This is a genomic window from Phycisphaerae bacterium (genome assembly GCA_018003015.1).
Classification (GTDB): Bacteria; Planctomycetota; Phycisphaerae; order UBA1845; family PWPN01; genus JAGNEZ01.
This window is the reverse complement of record JAGNEZ010000024.1, coordinates 1-12,224: the sequence shown is the minus strand read 5'-3', so window position 1 is coordinate 12,224 and position 12,224 is coordinate 1. Positions and strand designations below refer to the sequence as shown.

Below are 12,224 nucleotides of genomic sequence, written 5' to 3'. Positions count from 1 at the left end.
ATGCCGCCGGTCTCGCCTGTGTCCCTGAGCTGGCGCCAGATAGATCGTAAAGCCTCCTTTAGGACCCATCCCACCGCGGGCCGGCCCACAGGCCGGTGGTTCACGGCTGGTGCACCGCTCCTGATCACTCCATCTCCTTGGGCACTCCCATTCGCAACCAGTCATCCGTCACCGCCGCCAGTGCCGCAGGCACCTCCCCATTCCAGCCCTGCAGGACGCCGTGCATCTTGCCCTGCGAATCGCGCCAGACCGCCAGATCGGCCCGGCTTGGCAGATCAAGCTTGAACTCACCCGCCTCGATGTGCTTGAGCCCGCCCGCCGCAAAGGCCTCGAGCTGCCAGTCGGGACCGAATCGCACCGCAGCCAAACCTACCGCATCCACGGTCACACTCCGGCCCTTGATCGTGAACCTCGTTTGGATCGGGTCGCCGCCCGCCGACTTCACCCCTGATACCACAACGTGAGTTCCGTCAATCAGCCGCGTGTGTCCCGCCACCGGCGACGCCATGCTGTGACAATCCGCAAATCCCGTAACCCGATCCGCCGCCGCCTGGGGCTCGATACCCAGCTCCTTCATCCGGGCGACAATCAGCGCGGTCACCGACGGCACGTCCGCGGCTACGATCGTGTCCTTGGGCAGCGCCGTCGCCCCATCGAACGGCTTGCCGTCAAAACCCCGCTTCCAGTCGCCGATCCGATAAAGGCTGGTTTGACCCCCCGCCGCCTTGCCGACGAATGCCGCGTAATCACGCGAAACCGCACCCTTGGCGAGGGTCTCGTCGGCGATCAGCTTGTGCCAGAACTTCGCGGTAGCCGGCTTGTCCAGGTCCGGATGATAGATGACCACCGCCCGGTACTTCTGGCCGCCATACTGCACATGGCCATCGCGGCCGGCGCGCAGTGAACCGGACTCGATCTCGCTCGTCGGGATGAGGTCCGCCGGATAGCCCGCCTGCCACAAGGCATCCGTCAGCCCGATCCCGACATCGTCGTACCCGCTCCCTGCCCAGTTCATCGCCCCAGGGTGTCCGAAGACCACTGCCACCGGGCAATCGAGCGGCGCCGTCGTGATGAAGCTCAGCAGCCGCACCCGGCATTCGCCGCGCATCAGCTCCCCGCGAAGCAGCGCCTTGCATCCCTCATCGAAGCCCTGCCCGCCATCAATCGGCCACAGCGGGTGATAGTTGATCCGTCCCCCGGCCAGGGCCGCCGACCACAGCTCCGCTCGGTAGTCGTCCACCTTGGGCGAGTAGTACATGTTGTACCAGACCGGGCTGCCCCATCGCTTGGCCAGCGCGGTCCGCACGCAGAACGGCGTCGCCTCATCCGTCTGGGCGACGTCCCGCGTGGCCGCCCACCAGTCCAGGCCGTTCTTCATGAACTCGCGCCGGTCCGGGTACGGCCACCAGGTCGGATGGGTGGCCACAACCGCCTGCGGTCCGAACACCGCCTTGACCGACCGGTGGAACAGCATCTCAACGCCCGCGTGACGCTCGCGGCACATCTGCGTGAACTGATTGATGGCCGCGATGCGCTCCGCCTCGCGCCCACGTTCGCCGAATGCCATCAGCAGGCCATCCCGCACCAGCTCCCGTCCACCGGTCCGACCTCCATAGGCCTCGGCCTCGAAACGGGAGTACCAGAAGTCGTGGTGCGCCGGGCAGCCGTCAAAGCAGGGCGGAAACCCCCATTCATCCTTGCAGGCTCCGGCCAGGCCGGCATCCCGGTAGCCCTCCAGGATTCTGCGCTGGAACGTATCGAGATGCGGCCCGAACGCCGCCGGGGTCAAATGGGTGAAGCAGACAACAACGCACGCCGTACGCCCCTTGCTCTCGGAATCACAGGGCAACGACACCGCAACTTCCTTAGCCGTCTCCGTTCGGACGCGGCACCGCTGGGTGACATCCAGCACCGTCTCCGGCTCAATGCCTTGCGGACCGCGAACGTAGGAGTAGACCCGTACCAGACGGCCGGTCAAGGCCACATACGGCGTGGTGCCATACGTGTAGTGGTCCGCAGGCTCCTCGCTGGCGATGCTCAAGCCGACCTCGCCTGAATCGCCGAGCGGAATCTCACGAAGCCGGAGCATGCCCTCCATCTCGTCGGGGTATTCCTTCCGGAAGGCCTCCCGGGCCAACCGTACGTCCAGGTCCATGACCATTCGGATGCCCAACCCTCTGGCGTATTCTGCCGCCGCCTTGATTTGGTCGTGTACCGCGGGCTCGGTGACCTCGTGGCCGGCTACGCGCAGCGTGGTCGTGAGCAGGTTGATGCCCGAATGCCGGGCGGTCATGTCCAGGTATGGCTTGTAGCCGCCCGGTTCGAACTCGCGACCATGCCAGAACCAGGCCGCCATCGTCGGCGGCAGGTGTGCAGGCAATCGGCAAGCGTGTGTCCCTTCGTTTGTCGTGACGGGTGGCTCCGCCCTGACCGTCGATGAGGCGGCGAGAAGGCAACCGGCCAACAGAATGATCCGAGCACGGGTAGTCAGCATGGTGGTCCCCTTTGTGTTTCGGGCCAGGCGTCGAGTATAGCGCCAGGTCGCATCCGTTCGCAAATGCCCGGTGGTACGACCGTTGGGTGCGAGTATCCCGGAACCAGCCGCCGCGATTATCGGACGCTTGCCCCGACACGCAGGTCCGCTAACTCAACCGGTCATCCCGCCCTTCCGACAGATACGTAACGCTGGAGCCATGCCGGATGGTCTTCAACAGCCTGACATTCGCGGCGTTCTTCGTCGTGGTCTATGGACTCTATGTCCTCTCGGCCTGGCGTCTGCGCCTCCAGAACGCGCTGCTGCTGGCCGCGAGTTGCTTCTTCTACGGTTACTGGGATTGGCGTTTCCTTGGACTGATCTGGCTCTCCACCAGCATCGACTACCTGTGCGCCCGATTGCTCGACCGCCGGATCGGCGAGGATCCCGACACCGGCCTGGATCCTTCGAATGCCCCGTATCTCTACTCAGCGAAGGCTCGGCGGACGATCCTGGTCGCGTCGATTGTCTCCAACCTGGGAATCCTCGGCTTTTTCAAGTACTTCGACTTCTTCGCCACCGGCGGTGCGAGTCTGCTCCGGATGCTCGGGTTGCCACTCGAACCCCGGCTGCTCAATCTGATCCTGCCGGTAGGCATTTCCTTCTACACGTTCCAGAGCCTGAGCTACACGATCGATGTCTACCGGGGTGACTTGCGGGCGGTTCGCAGCCTCATGCGGTTCGGGGTGTTTGTCGCGTTCTTCCCCCAACTCGTCGCCGGGCCGATCCTGCGGGCCCGCGAGTTCCTGCCGCAGGTCTGTCGGCCGCGACGTCTGAATGGCGGGGAGATCTGGACCGGCGGCTACCTCGTGCTCTGGGGCCTGTTCAAGAAAGTGGTGATTGCCGACAACCTGGCCCTGCTGGTCGACCACGTCTATCGCCTCGACGCCCCGGGTGCGGACGGGGCCGCGATCGTGGTGGCCACCTATGCCTTTGCGGTGCAGATCTACTGTGACTTCTCGGGTTACACCGATATCGCCCGCGGCTGCGCCCGGATGATGGGTTTCCACTTTGGCCTGAACTTCGACCTTCCTTACCTCTCGAGCAATCCGGTCGAGTTCTGGCGGCGCTGGCATATCAGCCTCTCCTCCTGGCTGCGCGACTACCTCTATATCCCACTTGGAGGCAATCGCCGGGGCACCCGGCGCACCTGCATCAACCTCATGCTGACCATGATCCTGGGCGGTCTGTGGCATGGTGCGGCCTGGACCTTCGTGCTCTGGGGCGCGTATCAGGGATGCCTGCTGGTCGGTTACCGGATGCTCCGGCCGGTGATCGAGCGCCTGTTTGCCCGCCTGGGTCCGCCCGCCCATCGGTCGGTCTCGTGGTTGGCCGTGCTCGGCTTCTTCCAGCTGGTCTGTCTCGGCTGGATGATCTTCCGCTGTCAGTCGGTCGACCAACTCGGTCGATTCCTGGATGCCGTCTGGTCGCCCTGGCCGTGGTGGATCCTGCAGGGGGCCAACTCGATCTCGCAGACCGGGGTGGTGAGCCTGCTGGTGTTGACCCTGCCGCTGCTGGCGATGGAGGCGATCCAGCGGTTCAGAGGCGATCTGGAGTTCCTGCCACGCTGCCCGGTCTGGGTTCGAGGCGTGGCCTACGCGGCGATGTTCTACGGACTGGTTCTGGTCGGAGCCACGGATGGCAAGCCGTTCATCTACTTCCAGTTCTGAGAGCCTGTTCTCCGTGCTCGACACCGGGTTGCGACCCGCCGGGTGGTCATGGCCGGCCGGCGTCGTGATCGGCCATCGGCTGCGTCTTTTGCGAGCTCGAATGGTCCGCCTGGCTGGCCGGCTTCCCCTGGGGGCCCTGGCCGCCGGCCTGGTGGTGGGCCTGATTCATGTCCTCGCCGGCCTGGCCTATCCCGAACCGATTGCCCGGGACAGCCTGCGGGACAAGGTCCTGACGCTGACCGCCGGCGGGCGGCCCAGCCTGCTGGTGGCAGGTGATTCGCGGGCCGCGAGCCAGGTGATCCCGGAGGTCCTCGCTGGCGTGCTGGGTGTCGCGGGGTCGGAAGTGGTCAATATCGGGACACCGGCAGGCGAGCCGGCGGTGGCCCTCGCGGCCTATCGCGAGTTCGCTCCGCGGTTCTCCCATCGGCCGATCATGCTTCTGAGCGTCGGCATCTGGTCGGTTAACGATTGCCTCCATGAGGGGGTATTTCTCGGCAACGAGACACTCTGGTCCCTGGGTTTCATCGATCGATGGCGACTGACCTCCGGTGCCCATGCCATCCGGGCGGTCTTTCTGCCGGAGAGAGCCTGCGCCGCCGGGCTGATCCGGCGATGCTGGCCCGATGAGCCGCCGGACCCGGTGACCAGACTGATCCTGTCGGGGGTGATGCCCGGCGGGATGGTGTTCGGCAGGGCACCCGCGTCCATGTGTGACCGAGGGTACGTCCGGGTTACTGAGGATGTGACCGCGGATCCGGAGGGCTTCGCCAGGACCACGCGCGGAGTAGCTAATCTCTGGTATATAGGGGCACGGCTGGACGGGATTCGTTGGCGGCTCTTCGAGGCCAACCTGGATCGCCTCCTGGCCGACGGCGTGCAGGTCGTGCTTCTGGACACGCCGCAGCATCCGGCCGTCCTGGCGGCACTGGAGGGAACCTCGGGCGCCGAGGCCGCGGATCGGTTCCACCGCCAGCTGGTTGAGGTCGGGGAGCGCAAAGGCGTGCCGCTGCTGAGCTACGATGGGCAAGTGTTCGAAGGGCGCTGCCAGGACCGGTTGTTCGGCGATGCCTCGCACGTCAATGCCGCCGGGGCGACCATCCTCTCCGAGCGAATCGGCCGCGACCTGCGGGCTCTGATCGACGCGGGCAGGCTGCGGCTGCGGCCGTAGCCCCGCCGGTCGGCGAGCAGCGTCCCGGTTCGATGCACGATGAAGCCGCCGTCGTGCTGGCCTCAATGGGATGGAGTCTCCACGACTCGCCGGCGCGTACCCGGATACAACTCGTACTTGAGCAGCCGGCACTCGATCCGGGCGTTGAAGAAGGGGATCCGCCGGCTCGCCCGAAGCCCGACCTTTTTGGCCAGCTCCATGTTGCCGGTGAAGATGTAGCCCGTCCAGCCCGGGCAGCGCTGCTTGAAGAAGTCTCCGATCCGTTTGTAGGTGACCTCCAATTCCGACATCCTGCCGAGCCGCTCGCCATACTCGGGGTTCAGCATCACCATGCCGGTTCTTTCCGGCAGGGGGGTATCGGCGAAGTCGCAGACGTGGAACTCGATGAGTTGATCGACGCCCGCGGTGGTCGCATTGCGTCGGGCGGCATCCACGGCCTGGGGATCGATATCCGAGGCGATGATCCGGCCGGGTGGCGATTCGGCCCGGACCTTGCGGGCCTCGCGGCGGATGGCCTGCCACGCCTGGTCGTCGAAGCCCAGTGCGTGCATGAACCCGAAGTTGCTCCGCAGCAGTCCTGGCGGCCGGCCGGTGGCCATCAGTGCCGCCTCGATCGCCAGCGTCCCGCTTCCGCACATCGGGTTGACCAGCGGCATCCGCCCGTCGTAACCGGCGGCCATGAGCACGCCCGCGGCCAGCGTTTCCACCATGGGGGCGGAGTGGGGGATCTTGCGGTAGCCCCGGTTGGACAGCTTCTCGCCGGAGGTGTTGAAGTACAACCAGCAGCGGTCCTTGAACCAGAACAGGTTGACCACGAACTGGTCGCGACCAGGTCCCGAGTTCGGTCGCCGGCCAGCCTTGTCGTCAATCCGATCCACAATCGCGTCCTTCACCTTCTTGTTGGCGAAGGTCTCATTGTTGACCGAGGGGGTATCGACCCGCGAAACCACCGACAAGTACCCGTCGGGATCCAGCCACTGCTCCCAGTCGATGAAAGCGACTTCGCGGTACAGATCCTCGACCGTCGAGCAGGGGAACTCACGCAGGAAGTACAGCACGTTCATCCCGGTTCGCAGGTAGAGGTTGAGCCGCATGGCGTCGCCCAGCGTGCCGGTCAGGTCCACGCCGGTGTCGTATTGCCCGGTCACGGTGTAGCCCAGGGCCTCGATCTCCTTGGCCAGGTATTCGGCCAGGGCGGGGGCGCAGCTCACGCGGATGGTATTGGTCACGTCAAGGTTCATGGATCGCTCAGAAGGTGCGTTTCGAATCCAGCAGGATGCAGATCGGACCGTCGTTGAGGCAGCTGACGTGCATGTGTGCCCGGAACACTCCCTTCTCCACGACCAGTCCGGCGGCGGTCAACTCCCGGCAGAGCTGCTCGTAGAGGGCGTTTGCCTTCTCTGGCGGCGCCGCCGCGTCGAACGACGGCCGTCGTCCCTTCCGGGCATCGGCTTGCAGGGCGAAGGCGCTGATCACCAGCAGCCGCCCACCGATGTCCTTGACGCTCAGGTTCATCTTCCCGTCCGGGTCGGTGAAGATCCGCAGGTGGGGGATCTTGTCCACCATGTACCGGACGTCTTCGTCCCCATCGTCGGCCGCCACGCCAAGATAGACGAGCAGTCCGGCCTGAATGGCCCCGACCGCCTTCGCATCCACCGTCACCTGAGCCGAATTCACCCGTTCTACAATCGCTCGCATGGCCGGATTGTACCGCAACGTCGCTCCCTTGGTACATCGCCCAACTTGCGGCCTGTGGCACGTGCAGCCCGGATCGGGGAGGATGCCCGTGGGCTGTGGCTTGGCCCGGCCGCTTGTGACCCGTGATCGAGGTCCCGTGTATGCGGATCGCGTTCGACATCGACGACACCATCACCCGTTGCCCGGAGTTCTTCGCCGTGATCAGCAAGGCCCTTCGGGCGGCCGGGCATAAGGTCTACATCATCAGCTATCGCGAGGACCGAGGCTTCGCCGAGGAGGACCTTGCCGAGTGCGGTGTCTCTTATGACGAACTGATCCTCTTCGCCGACGACGAGCGGAAGGCCGGCGGCGCCAAGTCTTGGCAAGATGAGGCTGGCCGCTGGAAAGCCGAGGTCTGCCGGCAACTCGAGATCGACGTTCTGTTCGATGACATGCCCGAAGTCGTCAGTGCCCTGGACGAGCAGACCGCCGCCTTCATGACCGTTGACCCGTCACTCGGCAGTGTGGCCTACGAGCGGCCGTGAAGGCTGCTTGGGCGGCTGAGTTCCGGTAAGGAAGGCCCGGTCTCGGTCTTGCAGAATAGAAATCAATTTCTAAAATACAAGCATGCTGCTCCGAAAAGCCTCGACAATCGTGAAGAAACGGCTTGCTGAGTATCCCGCCGTGGCCCTGATCGGACCGCGCCAGTCCGGCAAGACCACTCTGGCCAGGCAGTTGGGCGGTGTCTATTTCGATCTCGAACAGGATGGCGATCGCCTGCGTCTCGATATCCAGTGGGACGAACTCGTCACCGGCCGGTCGCTGGTCGTACTCGACGAAGCTCAAGCCTGGCCGAGCGTGTTCAGACGGCTTCGCGGCGCCATCGATAGTGATCGTCGCCGCAAAGGTCGATTCCTGCTCTTGGGTTCAGTGTCGCCAATGCTCATGGCCCAGGTCTCCGAATCCCTCGCTGGCCGGCTCTCGCTCGTGGAACTGACGCCCTTCCTCTGGGGCGAACTGACCTCGAGGGCGGCTCGCAGCCGGCTCTGGCTTTGCGGAGGGTATCCCGAGGGGGGCGTTCTGAGCCCGAAGCGATACCCCCGATGGCAGCAGGACTACCTGTCACTGCTTACCGATCGGGATCTTCCCAACTGGGGCCTGCCGGCCAAGCCGCAGGTTACACGCCGGTTACTCAAGATGCTCGCGGCCGTGCATGGCCAACTCTGGAACGCCTCCCAGTTCGGTCGGAGCCTCGGGTTGTCCTATCACACGGTCAACAACTACCTGGACTACCTCGCCGGCGCATTCCTGATCCGCCGACTGCCTCCCTACCACGCGAACCTGGGCAAGCGTCTGATCAAAAGTCCCAAGGTCTACTGGCGCGACTCCGGACTTCTCCATGCACTGCTCAACGTGGCCGGCGGCGAGCAGCTTCTGAGCCAACCTTGGGTCGGCGCGAGTTGGGAAGGTTATGTCATCGAGCAGGTACTGGGAGCCTTGCAGCACGCGGACCGTTCATTCGAGGCTTGCTTCCTGCGTACCAGCGATCAGCGCGAGATTGATCTGGTTCTGGACTTCGGTGCTTCCCGATGGGCGGTTGAAATCAAGCTGACCAGTTCCCCGGGGCCGTACGATGTCGCCAACCTTAATCATGGAGCCGACCTGATCAAGGCCGACCGGCGGTTCCTGGTCTCTCGCACCGAGGGGATCGTCGAGACGGAGACGCACGTGTCCTGCAACCTCGAATGGCTGCTCACACATCTGGGCCGTGCACGCCGCAAATGAGCTGACCGTCGCTCTCCGCCTGTGTCCCAGCCATCTTCTCCGGCTGATCGCTGAAAGCTCTCTTGCACTCCTTCGCCCCGTCGGTTATCCATGATGGGTCCAATCCGGCCCCCGTTCGGGTGGCCGAGTGTCATCGGGGTCCTTTTGGGTGGAGGTAGCGGAACGTGGACCAGTTGATTCAACGCGCCAATCTGCGTCGCTGGCAGCGGGCGGTTCTCATCGTGACGATTGGTGTTCTGGCGGGGGCCCTTCACGGGCAGGGTCAACCTCCTCCCTGGACCAGTGGTATTGCCTGGCCGGAGCCCAAGGTGGTCGATCCTGGTCCGGTGGGTGGTCCGCCCTCCGATGCCGTTGTTCTGTTCGATGGCAAGGACCTCTCCAAGTGGCACAATGCCGATGGATGGAAGATCGAGAACGGCTACGCCATTTGTGGGAGCAATCTGACCACCAAGCAGGCCTTTGGCGACTGTCAGTTGCATGTCGAGTGGGCTGCGCCGGCCGAGGTCAAGGGTTCCGGGCAGGGGCGCGGCAACAGTGGCGTTTACCTCATGGGCCAGTACGAGATCCAGGTTCTCGATTCGCACAAGAACAAGACCTACTTTGATGGCCAGGCCGGGGCGATCTACAAGCAGCGGCCGCCGTTGGTCAACGCCTGCCGCAAGCCCGGCGAATGGCAGAGTTACGACATCATCTTTGAAGCACCGCGATTCGGCTCTGACGGCAAGCTGGCCCGTCCGGCGTACGTGACCATCCTGCAGAACGGCGTGCTGATCCAGAACCACTTCGAGATCATGGGTGAGACCGAGTATCGTCGTCAGCCGCGCTACAAGGCTCACCCTCCCAAGTTGCCGCTCACGCTCCAGTACCATGGCCACCCGGTGCGGTACCGCAACCTCTGGATCCGCGAGCTGGGTGACGATCACGAGGAGCTGACCACGGAGCTGCGGGCGAAGCTGAAGGCCGGTCTTCCTGCCGGGGCCGCGACCCGCGACGGCGGCTGACCGATCACCTGGCGGAGTATCTGAATGCGAAGCGGCCGTCGGGAGCCGTGTCGCCGCTGACCAGGAAGTCGAGGGCGTCGCCGGGTGTCTGGGCGTTGTCCGCCCACTTGAAGTCGATGGCCAGGGCGGTGGTGTCTTCGGGCAGGCCGAGTGCCGAGCGGGGTGCCGCGAGGTGGAGTTCGCGTCCCTTGGCCGCGAAGCGAATGGGTACCACCTTTTCCCAGTTCCAACCTCCTTTGTTTCTCTCCAGCCAGGTTGTGCCGCCGGTGGTGATGGTGTGGTTGACGATGAAGTCGTAGCCTTCCCAGCCGGTCGCGGTGTTCTGGTCGGCATTGATGAGCAGCCACATCCAGTTGGGGTCGGTGGGGGGCGTGATTGGTTCGCGGGTGCGTACGTAGAAGTAGACGTTCTGCGGGTCGCGGGCGACCTTCGCGGCGGCCAGGTCATTGCGGCCGGTGTGGTTGGTGTAGCGCAGGCCGGCGGCGCCTTCCTCATCGCGGGGGCTGGTTTCGCCGAGGTGATCGAGGAATTCGGGCTCGACCCTTTGCCAGGACTGGAGATCGTTGTCGAGGCGAATGGATGTGGGGGGCGAGCTGTTCGGGAGGCTTGGGGCACCCTTGAATCGCCGCACGTTGGCCACCAGCTGCCAGTAGTAGTGGTCGACGTGGCCGCCTTTCATGGGTTCGATGTCGCGGCTGTATTCCTGGCTGAACTGGTCCACGAACTCGATCGGCCCGCCAGGCTGTCCCCATCGACCGGCGATCCACTCGTTCCACCCGGTGACCATGACGAACGGCGGGTGCAGCTCGATCGCCCGCTTCCACTGCTCCGCCACGTTGTGCCCCTGATTCACCGCGCCTGGCGATGTATCCATCTTCCCGTCGTGAAAGCTCCGCCCTCGAGCGTCGCCGCGGCTCATGTTAGTCACCTGGCCGTCGCTGGCCCGCAGATTCTGGGCCACCGCGACGTTGACCTGTTCCGGTCTGGTCGGATCGTCGGTGTAGCCGTACACCTGCGGATAGGTGCTCTCCCAGTGCCACGCGTAGGGGGTGTTGACCAGTTCGAAGGGCCAATGGGCTTTTCGGAGGGTGAAGAATCGTTGCAGTTCGGGGTTTGCCTCCTTGGGGTCGCAGATCATCAACGGCTTGCCTTGCCACCGGAACCAGAGTTCGCGGTACCGTCCTGGCTGGTAGAGTTCCTGGTAGATCTTTTCGGCCGTTTTGCCCGCCTGGGTATTGAGCATGAATGCGATCTGAGGCGTGGAGCCGCCTTCCTTGCGGACCTGGCTGAACACCGCGCAGAGCTTCATGTAGGCTTCCGGGTAAGTCAGGGCGTTGGTGGTGTCGAAGATGAGGGTGTCGATTCCGGCGTCGGCGAGGGCGTGGGCATGGCGGCGGAGCACCCACGGGTCGGTACTGAGGTAGTAGCCGTAGAGCGGTTCGCCCCAGTAGTGGGATGTTCCGATGGGTCCCCAGAGTGGCGAGTCGGGTTTTTTGAGGGCGTCGGGGTCTTTGGCGAGGATGCGGGACACGTCGAAGGGGCCGTCTCCGTGGGGGCTCTTGTTGTGTCGTTCGTTGAGCCACAGGAAGTAGAAGATGCCCACGAAGCGGTCTGCTCGAGGCGGGCCGACCTCGTCGGAGAGGGGCAGTTTTCGTCCGAGGCCATCGGTTGCCGGCCAGGGCGTGCCGGTCATGCCCGTCCCGGCCTGGCCGAATGAGCGGGTGGCCAGGGTTCCGCCGACGGCCGCGCACAAGGTCAACGCGATCCAGGGGTTACGGTCCGATCTCATATGCACCTCTTGTCAGGCAAGGGTCGATGGCTGGCCGCCCGGGCGGGTCCAGACCGAGCCGGCCCCGTGCGTTTGGGGAAAGCGCCAAACGAAGCCAACGTTGGCTTGCTGATGATCGCCGCTCTCGGCCGGGCCAGCAAGTGGCCGCCCGGCTGGAGGCGAGGCGGATCGCGGCGAGGGAGTTGGAGATGGTCTTTTGGCCAAACGAAGCCATTTGGCTGAACGAAGCCATTTGGCCAAACGAAGCCATTTGGCTGAACGAAGCCATTTGGCCAAACGAAGCCATTTGGCTGAACGAAGCCAACGTCGATGGGAGCATGGCGCCTGTCGCTGTGGGGCAGAGACCCTTGGGAACAACATGACGGGTGTCCCGCTGTTTTTCCTGGGGTGATCTGGTGGATGTTTGGGCGCGGCGAGAGCTGATGGGTTGGCGGGTCGCGAGACAGGGCTGCTTGTGGGGTTGTGTTCTCACTTAGAGTGCGTCCTAAAACCCTGTTTTTCATGCTTCAGCACTCCGCCAGCAAATGATCGCGTTGGCGAACTGAACGAAGCCCAGGTAGTTCTGAGCATGGATCTCATAGCGAATCCTCAATCGACGGAA

The 12,224-nt window shown here is 64.2% G+C and carries 9 protein-coding genes; 5 read left to right on the top strand and 4 right to left on the bottom strand.

The window, feature by feature from the left end; all coding sequences use genetic code 11:
* Nucleotides 1–124 precede the first annotated feature (124 nt).
* A complete protein-coding gene (locus KA354_12300; GenBank protein ID MBP7935418.1) occupies nucleotides 125–2,494 on the bottom strand; it encodes a hypothetical protein in 2,370 nt (789 codons plus the stop codon).
* A 206-nt stretch (nucleotides 2,495–2,700) separates the two neighbouring features.
* Here KA354_12300 and KA354_12295 point away from each other — a divergent pair, with 206 nt between their 5' ends.
* Nucleotides 2,701–4,203 carry an MBOAT family protein gene (locus KA354_12295; protein MBP7935417.1) on the top strand — a complete coding sequence of 501 codons (1,503 nt, stop codon included), beginning with the start codon at nucleotides 2,701–2,703 and terminating at the stop codon, nucleotides 4,201–4,203.
* Complete coding sequence (locus KA354_12290; protein ID MBP7935416.1) at nucleotides 4,172–5,371, top strand: hypothetical protein; 1,200 nt, start codon at nucleotides 4,172–4,174, stop codon at nucleotides 5,369–5,371. Before KA354_12295 ends, KA354_12290 begins: the two co-directional genes overlap by 32 nt.
* A 62-nt stretch (nucleotides 5,372–5,433) precedes the next feature.
* Here KA354_12290 and KA354_12285 read toward each other — a convergent pair whose 3' ends face one another.
* Nucleotides 5,434–6,612 (bottom strand): class I SAM-dependent RNA methyltransferase, encoded by a 1,179-nt coding sequence (locus KA354_12285; protein MBP7935415.1) that lies wholly within the window; start codon nucleotides 6,610–6,612, stop codon nucleotides 5,434–5,436.
* A gap of 7 nt (nucleotides 6,613–6,619) precedes the next feature.
* A complete protein-coding gene (gene dtd / locus KA354_12280) occupies nucleotides 6,620–7,069 on the bottom strand; it encodes a D-tyrosyl-tRNA(Tyr) deacylase (protein ID MBP7935414.1) in 450 nt (149 codons plus the stop codon).
* A gap of 140 nt (nucleotides 7,070–7,209) precedes the next feature.
* Between dtd and KA354_12275 the strand changes: the two genes are divergently transcribed.
* From KA354_12275 to KA354_12265, 3 genes are all read left to right on the top strand, one after another.
* Nucleotides 7,210–7,593 carry a hypothetical protein gene (locus KA354_12275; protein MBP7935413.1) on the top strand — a complete coding sequence of 128 codons (384 nt, stop codon included), beginning with the start codon at nucleotides 7,210–7,212 and terminating at the stop codon, nucleotides 7,591–7,593.
* Between the two features lie 82 nt (nucleotides 7,594–7,675).
* Nucleotides 7,676–8,833: an ATP-binding protein gene (locus tag KA354_12270; protein MBP7935412.1), complete on the top strand. Its 1,158-nt coding sequence runs from the start codon at nucleotides 7,676–7,678 to the stop codon at nucleotides 8,831–8,833.
* Nucleotides 8,834–9,051: 218 nt separating this feature from the next.
* Nucleotides 9,052–9,834 (top strand): DUF1080 domain-containing protein, encoded by a 783-nt coding sequence (locus tag KA354_12265; GenBank protein ID MBP7935411.1) that lies wholly within the window; start codon nucleotides 9,052–9,054, stop codon nucleotides 9,832–9,834.
* A 4-nt stretch (nucleotides 9,835–9,838) separates the two neighbouring features.
* On the opposite strand, the gene KA354_12260 is transcribed toward KA354_12265, so the two are convergent.
* On the bottom strand, nucleotides 9,839–11,623 hold the full coding sequence (locus tag KA354_12260; GenBank protein ID MBP7935410.1) for a hypothetical protein: 1,785 nt from the start codon (nucleotides 11,621–11,623) through the stop codon (nucleotides 9,839–9,841).
* Nucleotides 11,624–12,224: the final 601 nt, after the last annotated feature.